The organism is Gemmata palustris (assembly GCF_017939745.1).
Classification (GTDB): Bacteria; Planctomycetota; Planctomycetia; order Gemmatales; family Gemmataceae; genus Gemmata; species Gemmata palustris.
In genome coordinates, this window is record NZ_JAGKQQ010000001.1 from 1443134 (window position 1) to 1458566 (window position 15433).

Below are 15433 nucleotides of genomic sequence, written 5' to 3' on the forward strand. Positions count from 1 at the left end.
GACATCCGCACGGGTTTCGATGACGATCTCGTGGACCACCAGAATGTGGCCCCCGCCACACCTCGGGCACCGGTCGGCGTTCGGCACGGGTTGCTCGCCACGGACGAACCGGATGAGCCCCGGTTCACAGGCGGGCGCCGTCGCTTCCAATTTCCTTAATCGCCCCGCGATTCCCACGATCGCCTCCCGGGTCGCTAACGGTGACTCAATTCTTCGGTCAGAGCGGACCCGGGACACATATCAACCCGGCTTCGCCCCTCACCGAAGAGGCTCTTGCGGAACAGCCACGCCACGCGGCCCTTCTGGTCATCGGTTAGGAGCTTGGGGTCGTGCCCAACTCGGCCGCAGCGGGTACACGGGGGCGTCACCCCGTACCGCAGAATCCCCCTCAGTTCCGCGCGCTCCTCGGGGCTCAGGCGCACAAACGGGTCCGCGCCGGTCGTGCTCGAGCGCTCGACGCGCCCACACTCCGGGCACGGGTGCTTACGGGCATGGCGCTCGAGTTTGGCCACGCGGCTCCGGTTCATGGGATCTGCGCTCACACGTCGTCGGATATCACGGTGGCCGTCACCGCATGGGAACACACGTCACCGGTACCCCATCATTCCGACGGCCCGTCCAACAGGCCCGGGACTTGGACCTCGCGCCCGAACACGGTACGCAGCAGCGCGAGCGCCCGATTCAGTTGCTCATCGGTTTGCTGTCCCAGGTCGAAGCTGGCCCGACCACATCGCGGACACGGTGGGTTCATCACCGAGTGGATAAGTAGCCCCAGCCCCGCTTGCTCGGCCCGGCTCAGTCGATCGAAGGCGGGTTCGGCACCATGTAGAATTAACGGCGCGTCGACGCGCCCGCACCTCGGGCACGGGCGCGTCCGCACGACCCGTTCGAGTTTGGCGACGCGATTCCAGTTCACGACCGCACCCCCGGCTCGTTTTCGAGTGGCTCCGCGGCTTCGACGATCTCCTCTTCGATCACGAGCACGTGGCACCTGCCGCACCGCGGGCACCGGTCCGCGTCGCTTGGCACGTGACCCTCGGGCGCGAGCCGGAACCGGTTCGGGTCGCACCGGGGCTCGGCACCCTCCAACTTCTGCACCCGCGCCGATAGTCGCATAACTCCCCCGCTCAGCCCCGACGCATCACCTCGTCGAGCGACGCCCACACCTGCTCGTCGGTCGCGGGCAGCAATAGGGCGGCGGGGTACGAACCCGGGTGCCGCTCGTGTACGAGTCGGAGCCACGCCTGGTGCTCGGGCTCGAGCGTTTGCAGGAACGCGCACAACTGGGCCAGCCACCCGGTGTGGTTCGGGTTCGTGCGGTCGAGGTCCTCGACCCCGAACGCACCGCCCAGGAGCCCGCGCGCGAACGCCACCGGATCATTCGGCACGGTCGCGGATACGCGCCGCACCGGGATCTCGAACTCGAGTTTGCCCACACGGCTGCCGAGTCTCATATTCGGTTGCCCCCTTCGGGGAGTCCGGCCCGGTGCTCGAGCTCCGCGATCCGAGTCTCCAGGTCCGACAACTCGCGCACTTTGATGCCGAGTTCCAGTATCGCCCGCGCCGCACCAAGTCGTACCGCGGGCGGCGCCGAATCCTTCTGGAGCGACAGCAGGGTGCGCACGGCCTCGCCCGCGGCCGCCGTGAGGAGCCCCGCGGCCCGGCGCACCATGTCGGCCCGGAGCCCCTGCAACCGGCCCCGGAACGCGGGCTCGGCGAGGCGCCGGTAGATCGTGCGGTCCGTGAGCCCGCACTGCTTGGCAGCCGCGTCCACGGTGGCCCCGCACGCCAGGGCCAACAGCAACTGGTCCTCGTTCTTCTTCCGCTGTTCCCCGGCCATACTCAACTCTCCTCGTCGGCCACGTGGCACTCGATGACCAGCCCCCACGGGGCGAGCCGGCCGGCGGGCACGACCGGATCCCCGCGGGCCGGGTCGTACACGAGCAACCCGACCGCGGGCCTTGTCGCACCCCACCGGTACAGCCCGGGTGGGCGGCCTTGAGCCCGATCCCGACCCACGGCGACGAGCTCGATCGAGTGGAACGGTTCCGCCCGCCCCTGGCCCGCGAGTGCCAGCGCCGCCCGCACCACCCGCTTGTCGCGACGCATCCGGTCGCCCTCACCCGTGTCAGAGTTATTCCGGGGCTCGTCAGGGTTTACGCCGCGACTCGCTCGGCGGCCTTCCCTGTCACGGACTCGAACCGAGAGACGATCACGTCACAGTACCGCGGGTCCAGCTCGACCAGGGCCGCGGTGCGCCCGGTTTGTTCGGCCGCGACGAGCGTGGTCCCGCTGCCGGCGAACGGGTCGAGCACCACGCCCCCGCTCGGGCACGAGTTGTTGATCAGGTACTCGAACAGGGCCACGGGCTTGGAGGTCGGGTGGTCCGCGTTCTTCGCCGGCTTGTCGAACTCGAGCACGGTGGTCTGGGCGCGGTCGGAGAGCCACGTATGCGGCGCCCCATCGGCCCACCCGTACAGGCACGGCTCGTGGCGCCACTGGTAGTCCTGTCTCCCGAGCACGAGGGCGGACTTCACCCACACGAGGCACTGGCGCACGGTGAGCCCCGCGGTGGAGCACGCGAGTCGCACGTCGAGCCCGGCGAGGTCCGCGTGCCACACGTAGAACGCGCCGCCCGGGCTCAGGTGGCGCAGCGCGGTACCCAGCGCGGACGCCAGGAACGCGCGGTACTGCTCCGCGGTCATGTCGTCGTTGGCGATCGTGAGCGCGTCGGCGGTCTTGCCCGCGTACGCGACGTTGTACGGCGGGTCCGTGAGCAGCGTGTCGGCCGGTCCGTCGGGCAGGAGCCGGGCCAGGTCCTCGGGCTTGGTGGCGTCGCCGCACAGCAGGCGGTGGCGCCCGAGGAGCCACAGGTCCCCGGGCCGGGTGACGGGCTCGGCGGGCGGCTCGGGCACGTCGTCGGGATCGCCGGTGGATTCGGCGGGCGGTGCGGTGAGGAGCCGGAGCAGTTCGTCCTCGGGGAACCCGGTGAGCGACACGTCGTAATCGGCGCTCTGTAACGCGACGAGCTCTTGGGCGAGCCGGTCGTCGTCCCAGGTCGCGAGCGTGGCCGTTTGATTGTCCGCGAGCCGGTACGCGCGGGCCTGCTCGGAGGTGAGCCCGCGGGCCACGTGCACGGGCACCTCGGTGAGCCCGAGCTGGAGCGCGGCCTTGTACCGGGTGTGGCCCACGATAATGACATCGGATTCGTCCACAACCAACGGCTGCCGCCACCCGTACTCGCGCAGTGACGCGGCGACCGCCCCGACCGCGCTGTCGTTGGCGCGTGGGTTGTTCTCGTAGGGCTTGATCGAGCCGACCGGCCGCATCACCACGTCCATCATTCACCTCCTCGGAGCCGCGCGCGACGTGCGCTTATAAGGAACTACACCGAACGCGCCCGATGTGTCGGGCGAAGTGCGGCGATGTTCGGGCACAACTTCGCGTCCGGGGCGGGCCGGGGCGCGAATGCCGGCGCCCCGTTCGGGGCGAAACAAACTGTGTGTATTGGGCCGATTGTTCCCGCTGGGGTGCGACCCCGTACCGCCGCCGGAAGGACCCGCGGGTCCGGTCACCCGGCCCAGGTCGTCCCGATTTTCACTTCGACTTCGACCGGCACCGGGTCGATGAGCGGGGCCATCCCGTCGACCATCGCGCCCCGCACCCACGCCGCGACTTCGCTCTGCCGGGCCTCGTCACACTCGATCACGATCTCGTCGTGGACCAGGAGCACCGGGAACGCGCCCGGGCACGACGTGCGGCGGTCCCACAACAGGGCCAGTGCGCGCTTGAGCCCGTCGGCGCCGGCCCCCTGCACGGGGGTGTTGAGCTTCTCCGTGAACGCGCTCACCCCGACCCGCCGGCGCCCGCCCCGGGTCCGGGTTTCCACGGTCCCGTTGGGCACGCCCCGGTGCCACGCGCGGAGACCCGGGTACGTGCGGAAGAACGTGTCCCGGTGCCGGGCCGCCTCGGCCTCGCTCAAGATGACGCCGAAGTTCGAGGCCGCGTAGGCCGCCAGCGCCCGGGAACCCATGCCGTAGAGGAGTCCGAAGTTCAACGATTTCGCGAGCTGCCGGTCGTCCTTGGTGACGTCGGTGGTGCCGAGCACGGCCCGGGCCGTGGTGGTGTGCAGGTCCTCGCCCGCGCGGTACGCCGACAGCATGCGCGGGTCGCCCGTGATCCGGGCCGCGATGCGGAGCTCGATCTGCGAGTAGTCGGCCTTCACGAGCACGCGCCCGGGCGGGGCCACGAAGCACCGGCGGTACCGCGGGTCCCGCGGGAGCTGCTGCAAGTTGGGCTCCTTGCAGCTCATGCGCCCCGAGGCCCCGGCCCCGATCTGTTTCCACGTGGCGTACACGCGCCCGTTCGCGGCGACGTGCCGGAGCCACTCGCGCCCGTACGTGCCGGACAACTTGGCCGCGGCCCGGTACGCGCGCAAGACCGGAGCGATCGGGTGGTCCAGGGCCGCGAGCGCGTCGTCGCCGGTGGAACTCAGACTGATCCCGAGCCCAGACAGCGCGCCGGTGACCTCATCGACCGAGTTCCAGTTGGTGACCCCGAACAGGTTCCCGGCGTTGGGCGCGAGTTCGTCGAGCCGGACCCGCAGGTCCCGGACCCGGGCCTCGGCGTCGTCGGCCGCGGCTTCCCACGCGGCGCGGTCGAACCCGATCCCGTGAGTTGCGGCCCACGCGACCGCGGGCAGCGCGCTCATTTCGGTATCGGCCGTGTTCGTGAGATCCGACCGCGCGAGTTCGTCGGTGAGCTTGTCCCAGAGGGCGAGCGGGACTTCGGCGTCCCGGGCCGCGTATTCCCGGTGCGCGTCCGCGAGCGCACCGGACCAGTCGGCCGTTTGGAGCTCCTTGTCGAGGGTGAGGCCCAGGTGCCGGTGGGCCAGCTCCTTGAGCGCGTGCCCGATCGCGCGGTTCCCGGCGTAGAGCACCTGGCTCGCGAGCATGGTGTCGCGCACGCGCCCGGGTACGAACCCGAGGCGCATCAGGAACGGGAGATCGAACCCGAGGTTCTGGCCGACGATTTCGGTCGTCGCGAGGGCCGCGAACACCGGGGCGAGCGCGACGGCGAGTTCGGGGAACGCGAACAGGTCGATGAGGAACGTGCCCGCGGGTGTCGCGAGGGACAGCAGCCGGACCCGGTCCCGGGCGTGCAACAGGCCCGTGGTCTCCAGATCCAAACCGACCCGGCCGTGGCGCAACGCCCCGATGACGTGAGTCAGTCCGTCGTGGTCGGTCACGAGCCGGGCCCCGGGCACCCGTTCGGTCGTTCCCGAAGCGGTCCCCGGGGTTGTGTGATGCCCGGCGCCCGGTGCCGTTTCATCGGGAGGCGTCCGTGATCCCGAAGTGTGTTCCGCCTCTGGCCCGACCCGCCCGGGTGTGACGTGTGATGTTTCATACGCGCGCTCGGGGGCGCCATCGGGCCGGACGCCCGAACTGCTTGTGGGATCTGGGGATACGCCCCGGCCGCCCTCTGCGCGGGGGCCGTCGTCGTGTCCCGGGGCCGGGCGCGTGTCACACGGTGGTGGGGGCGGCGCCGCGTCGTCACGGCCACCGTCCCCGGGGCGAGCGTATGAATCATCACACGTCACACCCGGGTGCTCGAGGGGAACGAAGTACGTGACCCGGCGCCCGCCCGCGGGCGGTTCGGGGCCGTCCTCCCAGCGCCCCAGGTCGAGCCCGACCAGGCGCTCCAGGTCCGCCTTGGCCGCGTCACTGGTCCGGTACTTGCGCTGGTTCGCGCGCTGGAGCAGGGCCACGGTCAGGCGCCCGCCGTGGCGCCCGGCCAGGCGCGCGACCACCTCGAGCAGCTTGCGCACCTCCTTGTCCCCGGCCGACTCGTGGATCAGCGCGTACACGCGCTCGGTCTCGCGGGCGCACCACTCGGCGATCCGGATCCCGGCCTCGAGGCTCGCGAGCCCGATCGGGCCCGCGTTCCCGGGGTCCGCGGCGGTCGCGACCGTGTGGTGGATCAGGGCGAACCGCCCGGGCAGGGCCTCGAGCTTGGCCAGGGCCGCGGCGCGCTCGCCCTCGGCCTCGAACTGCTTGAGCCCCCACGCGTTGACGAACCCCTTGAGGCGCTCCCGGGCCGGGCCCGCGAGCGCGACCACGAGCGGGCGCGGGTCCCCGTCCTCGTCGACGTCGCCGGCCAGCGCGTACAGGGCGTCCAGGGACCGGTCCGCGGCGGCCTTGGTCTCGGGCGAGATCTGGTCGTCGCTCCACGTCTTGGGGGCGCGGGGCGGCATGGCGAACACGAGCCGGGCCACGAGCCCGGAGTCGAACAGGTCCCGGGACGCGAGGCGCGTGAGGGTCCCGGGCTGGATCCCGCCGCACACGGACACGCACGCGTGGGGCACGAACACGCTCGTCTTGTCCCCGGTCTTGCGATCGTAGATGAGCGCGTCCCCGCGGTGCACCGAGAGCCAGTTGGGCTCGTCGGACCCGCCCGCGGCGCCCTTGTACCGGGTGAAGCTCCCGAGCCACCCGGCGAGCTCGTCCCGGTACACGAGGAGCCCGCGCCGGTTGTCGTCCAGGAGCCCGGCCAGCTTCTCGATGGTGATGTCGCTCACGAGCACGCGCCCGAGGGCCGGCTTGAGGGGCTCGTCCCCCGGGTCCCCGTCGGGGTCCTCGCGCCGGCGCGTCTTGTACTCGGCGAGCGCGCGCTTGTACTCCTTGGTGGCGTCGCGGAACTCCTTGACGAGCTTCTTCTGGCGGGCCTTGACGCGCTCGGCGCTGAGGTCCGCGGCCGGGCTCTTGCGGCCCCCGGACTCGGCGACCACGCACGTCCACAGGACCGCGGGCTCGAACCACTCGGCCCCGAGGTGCACCCGGCGCGCGTTCCCGACGGCCCCGGCGAGCACGGCCAACAGGGGCAGCGCGACCAGGGCGTGGTCGCACCGGAGCGCGGCCGCGCCCTCGCGCACGAACGCGCCCCACGGGGCCGGGAGGCAGTCCGTGGGGAACGGGGCGTACGGCGCGATCGGGGCGTACTCCGGGGCCCGGTCGCGTGTGACGTGTGACGTTTCATACGCGCGCCCCCCGGGCGCCCCAACGGTCCGGCACCGGAGCCAGATCCGGACCGCACCCACGACGGTCGTGCCGGCGGCGCCGAGCACGCGCTCGAGTGTGGGCCACCCGGTGGCGTGCTCACCGGCACCGACCTGTGCGACGGTGTCCCGCACGGCCCCCACGCGGTCGCTCACCTCCCGGTCCCCGGCCCCGGCGCACACCGCGCGGACGAACCGCTCGACCCGGTCCGCGGCCCACCCGGCCCGGAGCAGCCCGCCGGCCAGTGCCAGGGCCGCGTCGTGCCGGGCCCCGGCCGGCCAGTGCCGGGCCAGAAGGGCCGCGGCGGCCACGCCCGCGACCGCGGTGCGTAATTCTTCGAGGTCGACGCGCGCGGGCTCGTCGCGCCGGTGCCACACGCACGGCTCGGGTTCCGGGTGCCCCTTCGCGGGATCCGCCGGGTACGTACTCGGCGGTACCACGGTCTGCCCCCCGGACGAGCGCAGCTCCAGGAGCTTGGCCCGGGCGCCCGAAGCCGGGTCGAGGAACGAATCACTGGCCTTCGCGGGCGGGTCCCCGACCACGTACCACCAGTGCGAGCCCGGGGCACTGGCGCGCCCGCTCACCATTCCGGTTCCGGGCAGGAGCACCGGGGCCGCGGCCCGGGCCTCGGGGCAGTCCAGGTCGATGTCGACGAGCCCCCCGGACGCGGCCCCGAGGATGACGCCCACGTTCGAGGGCTCGGGGAACGCGCGCGGGACCTCGTCGGGCGTGACGCGGAACGCGGGCCAGTTGTCCCGGTTCGGGCTCTTGGACCGGTGCGGGAGCGGGAGCGGCGCGTACCCGCGGGCCAGGAGCCACAGGGCCGCGTCGCGCGCGGTTTCGGGCGCGGAATCGGCGGAACACGAGGCGCTCATCGTTCACCCCCTTCCGAACCGAACAGGGGCTCCAAATCGGCGCGGGCCCAGCACCGCACGCCGTCGTGGCCGACCCGTTCGGTGGCCCACGGGCACCGGATCCGCACGAGTGCCGGATCGACGCCCAGCTCTTTCAGGTCGCGTTCGCTCACGTAATCGTCGGGCACGAGCGTGTTCCTCCGTGCGCGCACCGTCCCCGGCCCCGCCTTGCGGCAGGTCGCTTCGGGTGCGCGGGGGGTGTCAGTGGTTAGGCGGTTGCCGTTTCGGACGGCGGGTGCGGGACCGGTTCGAGCGGGTCACGTTCGACGCGGAAGCTGGCGGGCCCGAACTCGCGGGCCGTGAACCCGACGAACAGGCGGTTGAAGTCGCGCCCCACGGCGGTGGAGGCGTCGATGACCACGGTGCGGGTCCGGGCCTCGAACGCGTGGGCCGCGTCGAGTCGGGTTTGACTCTCGCCGTGGAGCGACTCGACCGCGAGGCGCGACAGCACGAGCGTGGCTTCAAGCTCCTCGGCCGGGACCGACGGGTCGAACACGTAGCGGTACATCGGGTCGGTCATCGGGTACTCCGGTACGGCGCGGGCACGCGCGCCACGCATATAAGGGAACTACACCAAACGCGCGTAAACTGTCGGGCGAAGTTCACGGTTCCGGGACCAGTTTTTGGAGCTCGGGGCGGTCCCGGAGCTCGTAAACCCAGACGTACATCGCGGATCGGGACACGCCCCGGGTCCGGGCCGCCCCGGCGACCGTTTCGGTCGTCAGCAGCTCGGCGATGTCGCGCAGCTCCTCGGGCAGCCGGGCGAGCGCCTCGGCGAGATCGAGCCCGGCACCGGGTTCCGCGCGGGGCCGGTGCTCGGGCACGTCCCGGGGCAGCAGATCGAGGGGCCCACCGGCGCGCTTGGCGGCGCGCCGGGCGCGGGCCCAGTTGTGCCCGAACCGCTCGACCAGGCACTGAACGAACGCGGGCCACGTGCCCCGGTCCGGGTCGAACCGTCGAACCCGCTCGAGGACGTGGAGGACCAGTTCCTGTTCCACGTCCTCGCGGTCCGAAACGTATGGCCCCGCGGACCCGACGAGCCGCGCGGCCTTGCGGCGGATGATACCGGCGACGGTCGGGTCGATCGGGTTGTCGGGATCGGGACGGCGGTGAGAATCGGACACGCGGAAGCTCCTCCCGGCCGGGAGGAGCGGAGGGCGTAGGCACGGGTCCCGGGGCGCCGGCCCGCAACGAGTGCGGGGGCGATGCGAACACCGGGGTCGGTGCCCACGATCGCCTCCGCAGTACGGCCGGCTGAAAGTCGGGTGGTGGATCGAAACGGTGACGATGGGGTCCGTCAGCCGGGCAGTTCGGCGTGGAACGGTAAGCCGTGCTTGACGCTGAGCACCTCGATGGTGCCGTCGCCGATGTTGTCGAGGAGGTGCATCAGGTCCGCGACCTGGCTCTTGAGCCGGCAGTCCGGGCGCCCGGCCTCGGGCCGGGGGCCATTGTCGCCCGCGAACTTGTGCTCCCGGATCACCCGGGGCATCGGGGCGAGGACCGGCTCGCCGCCCCGGACCTCGAGGCCCTCGATCCGACCGAAGTTGAGCCGCTGGAGGAGCTCGACGAGGTGGTGCCGCGCCGGTGAGAGCGCGCGCTTCGTAAGTTCTCGGCCGGAATCGTGTGAACAGGACGCGGTCATGAGACGTTCTCCGTGGTCGCCCGAACCCGGTGTGAGTTCGGCACAATCACGGTGCACCGGGCCCCTGAGCCGGCGCTGGGGGCGGCGCTGAGTTCGCGCTGAACGGCGCGCTTTATTTGGTCCCCAAAACGAGCCGGTAGTGGCCCGCCTGGGACCCGTCGAGGCGGATCGCGGTATACTCGGCGCGCCGGAACAGGCGCCGGATGTTGGTCATCGTTTGCTGGACCGCGTTCCGGGACACCGGTGCGCCGCGCCACACGTCGTCCTGGAGGTCCTCGAGCGACACGTACCGACCGAGGGACTCGGTGAGGCGCGCCAGGACCCGGAACTCGTTCGTGTTCCCCAGGAAGCACTCGCGCCCGTTCAAGAACGCCGAGAACTGGCTCCGCTCGAGGACCCACCCGGGGGGCCGGGGCCCCGGGTCCGCGCGCCCCTCGACCGGGGCCCGGTCGGTTCGGCCGACGATCACGCCCAGGAGCGATTGGGCCGGGTACTCCTGTCGCAGGATCTCCTCGGCCCGGGTCGCGAGGATCGCGCGTAGCGCGCCGCGCACCTCGGCCGCGTGGTCCCGGTGCAGCGCGAAAATGGCCCGGGCCGCGCCCTCCGCGGGGAGCCCGGTGAACGGGAGCGCGTCGTTGAGTTCCGCGTACCGGAGCCCGAACGTCACCGGGTCCCCGACCCCCTCCATGTCCAGCGCGGACCCCACGTACCGCTCGCTCAGGGTGAGCTCGGGCCCGGTACGCGCGCCGGTGAGCACGTCGCTCTCGTACCGGTGGGGCGGGTCCTCGGCGTCCCCGAGCCCGGCCCCGAGCGCGGTCAGGCGCCGGTCCACGCACTGGGAGCACCGCCCGCAGTGCGGGGTGCGCTCGTGGCGCCCCCACACGTGCCCGCAGCTGCACGTCAGCGCGCACAGGTCCGCGTGCCCCTGGGCCTTGAGGCGCCGGAGCATCCCCGCCTTGGTGGTCCACTGGAACGGGTTCTGGACCTCGAACGGGGCCCCGAACAGTTGGGAGAACAGGTCCCCGAGCCCGTGGAGCACCTGGGGGTGGGTCGTTCGGGACGCGCGCCCTCCGACCAGCTCGCGGCTCCCGGGCAGGTTCAAACTGGTGACCCCGTTCTCGTAGAACCGGACCCGGCGCCGGCCCACCAGGCGCGCGACGACCGCGGCGACCGACGCGAACAGGAACGAGCGGCTGCGCTGGGTGAACTCGTTGTTCAGGTCCTCGCCCTTGTTGATCGCCGCGCCGACGTGGACCGGGTTCACCTCGCGCCGCGGGAGCCGCTCCCGGAGCGCCCCGAGCAGGGCGGCCTGGCGCGCCTGGGTGCGGCTCACCGGGCGGTGGCTCACGAGCACGACCGGGCGCTGCCCGACGAGCACCTCCTCGACGGCCCCGCACAGCGAGTCGAGCCCGCCGGAGAACAGGACCACCTCCTCGAACTCGGTCCCGTCGGGCGGGTCCACGAGGTCGAACAGGTACGCCGCGCGCGGGACCGGGGCGTGCGCCCGGACGAACGCGAACTCCCACTCGGCGTCGTCGGTCATGAACACGAGCACCCGGCGCAGGGCCCCGAGGGCCCCCGGTTGGTTCCACAGGTCCGGGCACCGGACGGGCACCACGCACCGCAGGTGCCGGCGCCACCGGGCCCCGTAATCGACCGCAACGGTTCCGCCCCGGGTCACCACCTGGTCGATCGTGTACACGTACGCGGCGACCTCCAACAGGTCCGCGTCGAGGTCGCTCAGCGCCCGGCCCATCGCGCGCGACAGCTGGTTGATCTCCAGGTGCACGTCCCGGGGCCCGGGGCCGATCGCGAGGGCGTGGGTCCGGGGCGCGGCGCGCCAGGCGCGCGGCGCGTGGGCGGCCCGGGTCCCGCCACAGAGGACCAGTTGGGGGTCAGCCATTGGCGGCCCCCCGGACCTCGAGCTCGCGCCGCAACTTGGTGAGCGAGTACGCCGAGAACCGGCCCGCCTGCTCCGCGGTGATCCCGGCCTCGAACTTGGCCTTGGAGTACCACCCGCCGGCGTACTCGCGGACGATGACGGCGGCCTCGCGGCAGTGCGTGTCGAGGTCCGCGAGGAACGCGTTGTGCTCCCCGGGCGTGGCGAACCGCCCGTTGCCGCCGACGTGCTGGGACAGTTCGCGGGACAGGTGGTACAAGAGGAACCGGCGCGTGAACCGGGCGTAGAACTCGTGGGCCAGGAGCGCGAACCCGTTCCGGGTGGACAGCTCGCGCGCGGCGCGGTGCACCTCCTGTCCGGTCGGGAACAGGGTCCCGGAACGCGCGCCGACGCACTGGGTCAGGGCCTCGGTCGCGGCGAGCGCGGCCATGTGCCCGAGGTCGGTTTGTGGGGTCCGGGTCTCGAGGTGCCAGCGGCGCACCGCGGCCGCGTACCCGGCGGTCAGGTCGAACAGCCCGGGCGGGTCCGGGACCGCGATCTGGTGCTCCCCGAGGGCGGCGGCGAAATCGTCCCGGCGGGCGCCGAGCGCGGTGTGCGCGAGGAGGTACAGGACGCGGGTCACGCCGGGGTCGGCCTTGGAGAGCCGGAGCCCGCGGACCGCGGCGGCCGAGGTCGCGCCGGCGACGGCCGCGACGCTGGCGCCGTCGGCGATGCGGCCGATCACGGCGCGCCAGGGCTTGGTATCGGGCAGAGCCCCGAGTCGGATGCTTCCCATAGCCCGCGGCTCCTGGGCTCACCAGTTCAGAAATATACTTGCGTATATTTCCAGTTGCGAGCCCGGCTGCCAATGTCGGTAGTGGCGATTCGGGCGATTATTTCGCCTCTTCCGTTCGCGCGACCAGGCTCCGTTCAAGAAGGTTGCGCCACATTTTCCGTTGCTGACGCCAGTCCGGTGTGGCGGCAATCGGGCGCACGTCCTTGAGCACCAACGGGTCGCGCCCGCGGTTCAGCTTGGGCAGGAACAAGATCTGTTCCTGGATGTCGGGCGCGAGGTGGAGCAGGGCCATGATCTGGCTCACCCGGGCCCGGGTCACGTGCCCCAGGCGCGCGAGCTCCGCGTGGTCGGTCACCTCGCCGGCCCGGATCAGGTCCTCGAACCGCACGGCGAGCGCCATGAGGCGCGAAACCCGCGGGACGCGCCCGGGCTCGGGCGGTACCGGCGCGGGACCGACACGCAGCTCCTTGGTGCGCCCGCGCCGGGCGAAGTGGATCGTGCCCGCCACCGTCAGTGCGCGTGTGGTGCTCATGCGACCTCCCGTTCGTCGTGGCGCGCGGCGAACTCGTCGGCGAGGGCCTTGATCCCGGTCGGGTGGAACGACACGGTGACATTCCCGTCGCGCCCGTCGTACTCGACCTTCTCCACCAGGAGTGCGATCACCCGGACCCGTTCGAGCGGGGTGAGCGTGCCCCAGATCGGGTCGAACGCGGCCAGAGCCCGTGCCGCATCCTCTTCAGAAATCAACTGATCGGTCACCGCCGTGAGGTGCTCGCGTACCTTGGCGGCGCGGTGCTCGGCCGCCTCGATGCGCGCGTGCCGGTCGGCCAGGCGCGCGACGAGCGGCCCGTTGTCCTCTCCGGGCTTGAGCTGGACCGAGAGCCGGCGCACCTCCCCGTGCCACGTGCCCAGGTCCTTCTCCAATCCCCGGTGCTCGGCCTCAAGCTCCTTGATCCGGGCCGCGCCCTTCTCCCGGGCCTGTTCGAGCACCTGACGGAGCAACTCGGGGTCGCGCCCGACGGCCCGGACGCGCTCGACCACGAACCCCTCGATCGGTTCGGCCGGGATCGATTTGGACGGGCACGCGCGGTACCCGCGCTTCTGGGCCGTGCCGCACACGTAGTACCGGTACCGTTTCGTCCCCTTGGTGCTGTGGCTCGGGGTCATCGCGGCCCCGCACGGCCCGCACCGCAGGAGCCCCTTCAGTAGCGCCCCGAACTGGTTCCGCACCAGCGCGCCCCCGGTGCGCCCGTTGCGCGTCAGGGCGTGCTGCACCGCGGCGAACACGCCCGGGTCCACGATGGCCGGGTGCTCGCCGTCGTGGACCTCGTCCTTGTACCGCACGTGCCCCACGTACAGCGGGTTCGTGAGCAGGTTGTACAGGTTCGTGCGGTCGAACGGTTTGCCCCCGCGTTCCGGCCCCTTGCGCGTGGCCCAGCGCTTGGTCGTCCACTGGCGCCGCTCGAGTTCCGCGACCACGGGCACGAGGGCCCCGTGCTCGAGGTACAGGGCGAAGATCTGCCGCACGCGCTCGGCCTCGGCGGTGTTGAGGGCGAGCTTGTACCCGGCCGGGTCGATGTCGTACCCGAGGACCGGGTGCCCCCCGGCCCACTTGCCCTTGCGCCGCGTGGCCGCGATCTTGTCCCGGGTCCGCTCGGAGATGATCTCGCGCTCGAACTGGGCGAACGACAACAAGACGTTGAGGACGAGGCGGCCCATCGAGGTGGCGGTGTTGAACTGCTGGGTGACCGAGACGAACGCGACCTTTTTGTCCTCGAACGTGCGCATGAGCTGGGCGAAGTCGAGGAGGCTCCGGCTGAGCCGATCGACCTTATAAACGACGATACAGTCCACCTTCCCGTCGGAGACATGTTCGAGGAGCTTGTGGAGCCCGGGGCGGTCCGTGTTCCCGCCCGTGTACCCCCCGTCGTCGTACTTCTCGGGTACCAGGGCCCACCCCTCTCCGGCCTGCGAGCGTACGAACGCTTCCCCGGCCTCGCGCTGGGCGTCGAGGGAGTTGAACTCCTGCTCGAGCCCCTCCTCGGTGGACTTGCGCGTGTAAACCGCGCACCGCACTCGTTTCACCGGTTCCCGGTCCGCGGGCTTCGGCTGGGGCTGCGATCGGTTGAGTCGGGTCGTGTGGGATGTCATGCGCACTCCGGTTTGTTGAGTTTGAAGAAGTGGAACCCGTTGCAGTGCGAGCCGGTGACCGCCTTGGCCACGGCGCTGAGCGAGGGGAACGTGCGCCCGTCGTACTCGAACCCGGTCGCGAGAACTTGGACTCGGACCGTGGTGCCCTTGTACGCGCGGGTGATGACACTCCCGGGCGGTGGCAGGCGCGCGTCACCCGTTTCTTTGGGCACGGTGCCCGCGTGAACGGGTCCGGCCGCGGCGGTGCTCCCCTTGGGCGGAATCAGGCGGATGTCCGCGTCCCGGGCTAGTTCCGCGGCTCGGGCTCGGGCCCGTGCCGAGAGATCGCCCTCGGCGAGCACCTGGAGGCGCCACGCGATCCGGCGCACGAGCCACGTACGGTTCCCGGTCGTGGTCGGTTCCCCGAACACCTCCGCGTACCGGGTGCGCAGTTCGGCGATCGTGAGCCGCGCGAGCGCGGCGAGTTCCCTGGCGACGTTGATCTCCACCCGTATCCTCCTCAGAATCCCTGGGAATCTCTGGTCCCGGCGGTGTTAACCGGCGGTCCCAGTGACGCTCTTTTGAGGGCCTGCAGCAAGTCCATTCGCGGCAGATTCCGAAGGTTTTTCTGACGTCCGAGTTGGATCGATAGGTAACGCGAGGAGGTCCGAGCCGAGGCGCACGAGCCCGGTCGCGAGCAGGCGCGCGAGCTCGCGAGTGCGTTCGTCGGGCGTGAGGGTGGACGGATCGCGTGTGGACGGCATCGGGGCACCTCGTGGGTGAGCCCCAGCGCCCTTCGCGGTGCGACCGGCGTGCTGGCGGGTTTACAGGAGAAGTCTCTACCCGTTAATTACACCGAACCGGAACGAAGTGTTCAGAGAAGTGCGACCGAGGTGTTGATCGCCCGACGACCGTGGCTCACTCTCTCAGCGTCAACCGGACACGAGCGGAGCGGGGGAAAAGATTGCCGGACGCTGCCGCGCCGGGGTAGCGCTCGTTGGACGAGATGCTCAACCC

17 protein-coding genes are annotated in these 15433 nt (G+C 71.6%); all 17 read right to left on the reverse strand.

Translation table 11 applies throughout. The features are described 5' to 3' along the window. Positions 1 to 194: 194 nt before the first annotated feature. The gene (locus J8F10_RS05790) at positions 195 to 527 is read right to left on the reverse strand and encodes a hypothetical protein (RefSeq protein ID WP_210652905.1); all 333 of its coding nucleotides are present in this window, start codon (positions 525 to 527) and stop codon (positions 195 to 197) included. A 74-nt stretch (positions 528 to 601) separates the two neighbouring features. After that, positions 602 to 916, reverse strand: coding sequence for a hypothetical protein (locus J8F10_RS05795; protein ID WP_210652906.1), 315 nt, complete (start codon positions 914 to 916; stop codon positions 602 to 604). Then, the gene (locus J8F10_RS05800; protein WP_210652907.1) at positions 913 to 1116 is read right to left on the reverse strand and encodes a hypothetical protein; all 204 of its coding nucleotides are present in this window, start codon (positions 1114 to 1116) and stop codon (positions 913 to 915) included. Before J8F10_RS05800 ends, J8F10_RS05795 begins: the two co-directional genes overlap by 4 nt. An 11-nt stretch (positions 1117 to 1127) precedes the next feature. Beyond that, on the reverse strand, positions 1128 to 1454 hold the full coding sequence (locus J8F10_RS05805; RefSeq protein ID WP_210652908.1) for a hypothetical protein: 327 nt from the start codon (positions 1452 to 1454) through the stop codon (positions 1128 to 1130). Then, positions 1451 to 1840 carry a hypothetical protein gene (locus J8F10_RS05810; RefSeq protein ID WP_210652909.1) on the reverse strand — a complete coding sequence of 130 codons (390 nt, stop codon included), beginning with the start codon at positions 1838 to 1840 and terminating at the stop codon, positions 1451 to 1453. The genes J8F10_RS05805 and J8F10_RS05810 overlap by 4 nt, the downstream gene beginning before the upstream one ends. A 2-nt stretch (positions 1841 to 1842) precedes the next feature. Continuing rightward, positions 1843 to 2109: a hypothetical protein gene (locus J8F10_RS05815; RefSeq protein ID WP_210652910.1), complete on the reverse strand. Its 267-nt coding sequence runs from the start codon at positions 2107 to 2109 to the stop codon at positions 1843 to 1845. 47 nt (positions 2110 to 2156) lie between these two features. Further along, complete coding sequence (locus J8F10_RS05820) at positions 2157 to 3344, reverse strand: DNA modification methylase (RefSeq protein WP_246522952.1); 1188 nt, start codon at positions 3342 to 3344, stop codon at positions 2157 to 2159. 227 nt (positions 3345 to 3571) lie between these two features. Further along, the gene (locus J8F10_RS05825; RefSeq protein ID WP_210652911.1) at positions 3572 to 7930 is read right to left on the reverse strand and encodes a DNA polymerase; all 4359 of its coding nucleotides are present in this window, start codon (positions 7928 to 7930) and stop codon (positions 3572 to 3574) included. Then, positions 7927 to 8097 (reverse strand): hypothetical protein, encoded by a 171-nt coding sequence (locus J8F10_RS05830; RefSeq protein ID WP_210652912.1) that lies wholly within the window; start codon positions 8095 to 8097, stop codon positions 7927 to 7929. Before J8F10_RS05830 ends, J8F10_RS05825 begins: the two co-directional genes overlap by 4 nt. Before the next feature lie 80 nt (positions 8098 to 8177). After that, entirely contained in the window at positions 8178 to 8489 is a 312-nt protein-coding gene (locus tag J8F10_RS05835) for a hypothetical protein (RefSeq protein WP_210652913.1), read from the reverse strand. 82 nt (positions 8490 to 8571) lie between these two features. Next, positions 8572 to 9093 carry a sigma-70 family RNA polymerase sigma factor gene (locus tag J8F10_RS05840; RefSeq protein WP_210652914.1) on the reverse strand — a complete coding sequence of 174 codons (522 nt, stop codon included), beginning with the start codon at positions 9091 to 9093 and terminating at the stop codon, positions 8572 to 8574. Positions 9094 to 9266: 173 nt separating this feature from the next. Next, positions 9267 to 9611, reverse strand: a complete 345-nt coding sequence (locus tag J8F10_RS05845) for a hypothetical protein (protein ID WP_210652915.1) — start codon at positions 9609 to 9611, stop codon at positions 9267 to 9269. Positions 9612 to 9723: 112 nt separating this feature from the next. Next, the gene (locus J8F10_RS05850) at positions 9724 to 11514 is read right to left on the reverse strand and encodes a winged helix-turn-helix domain-containing protein (protein WP_210652916.1); all 1791 of its coding nucleotides are present in this window, start codon (positions 11512 to 11514) and stop codon (positions 9724 to 9726) included. Then, positions 11507 to 12286, reverse strand: a complete 780-nt coding sequence (locus J8F10_RS05855) for a hypothetical protein (protein ID WP_210652917.1) — start codon at positions 12284 to 12286, stop codon at positions 11507 to 11509. The genes J8F10_RS05850 and J8F10_RS05855 overlap by 8 nt, the downstream gene beginning before the upstream one ends. A 97-nt stretch (positions 12287 to 12383) precedes the next feature. Next, a complete protein-coding gene (locus J8F10_RS05860) occupies positions 12384 to 12818 on the reverse strand; it encodes a hypothetical protein (RefSeq protein ID WP_210652918.1) in 435 nt (144 codons plus the stop codon). Then, positions 12815 to 14437 carry a recombinase family protein gene (locus J8F10_RS05865; protein WP_210652919.1) on the reverse strand — a complete coding sequence of 541 codons (1623 nt, stop codon included), beginning with the start codon at positions 14435 to 14437 and terminating at the stop codon, positions 12815 to 12817. Before J8F10_RS05865 ends, J8F10_RS05860 begins: the two co-directional genes overlap by 4 nt. Then, positions 14434 to 14925: a DUF2924 domain-containing protein gene (locus tag J8F10_RS05870; RefSeq protein WP_210652920.1), complete on the reverse strand. Its 492-nt coding sequence runs from the start codon at positions 14923 to 14925 to the stop codon at positions 14434 to 14436. The genes J8F10_RS05865 and J8F10_RS05870 overlap by 4 nt, the downstream gene beginning before the upstream one ends. Positions 14926 to 15433: the final 508 nt, after the last annotated feature.

Excerpts from the sequence above, each read along its gene's own strand:
- J8F10_RS05790 (WP_210652905.1), bottom strand. The coding sequence starts at position 527 with ATGAACCGGAGCCGCGTGGCCAAACTCGAGCGCCATGCCCGTAAGCAC.
- J8F10_RS05865 (WP_210652919.1), bottom strand. The coding sequence starts at position 14,437 with ATGACATCCCACACGACCCGACTCAACCGATCGCAGCCCCAGCCGAAG.
- J8F10_RS05820 (WP_246522952.1), bottom strand. The coding sequence starts at position 3,344 with ATGATGGACGTGGTGATGCGGCCGGTCGGCTCGATCAAGCCCTACGAG.
- J8F10_RS05825 (WP_210652911.1), bottom strand. The coding sequence starts at position 7,930 with ATGAGCGCCTCGTGTTCCGCCGATTCCGCGCCCGAAACCGCGCGCGAC.
- J8F10_RS05835 (WP_210652913.1), bottom strand. The coding sequence starts at position 8,489 with ATGACCGACCCGATGTACCGCTACGTGTTCGACCCGTCGGTCCCGGCC.
- J8F10_RS05810 (WP_210652909.1), bottom strand. The coding sequence starts at position 1,840 with ATGGCCGGGGAACAGCGGAAGAAGAACGAGGACCAGTTGCTGTTGGCC.
- J8F10_RS05805 (WP_210652908.1), bottom strand. The coding sequence starts at position 1,454 with ATGAGACTCGGCAGCCGTGTGGGCAAACTCGAGTTCGAGATCCCGGTG.
- J8F10_RS05845 (WP_210652915.1), bottom strand. The coding sequence starts at position 9,611 with ATGACCGCGTCCTGTTCACACGATTCCGGCCGAGAACTTACGAAGCGC.
- J8F10_RS05850 (WP_210652916.1), bottom strand. The coding sequence starts at position 11,514 with ATGGCTGACCCCCAACTGGTCCTCTGTGGCGGGACCCGGGCCGCCCAC.
- J8F10_RS05855 (WP_210652917.1), bottom strand. The coding sequence starts at position 12,286 with ATGGGAAGCATCCGACTCGGGGCTCTGCCCGATACCAAGCCCTGGCGC.
- J8F10_RS05815 (WP_210652910.1), bottom strand. The coding sequence starts at position 2,109 with ATGCGTCGCGACAAGCGGGTGGTGCGGGCGGCGCTGGCACTCGCGGGC.
- J8F10_RS05800 (WP_210652907.1), bottom strand. The coding sequence starts at position 1,116 with ATGCGACTATCGGCGCGGGTGCAGAAGTTGGAGGGTGCCGAGCCCCGG.
- J8F10_RS05860 (WP_210652918.1), bottom strand. The coding sequence starts at position 12,818 with ATGAGCACCACACGCGCACTGACGGTGGCGGGCACGATCCACTTCGCC.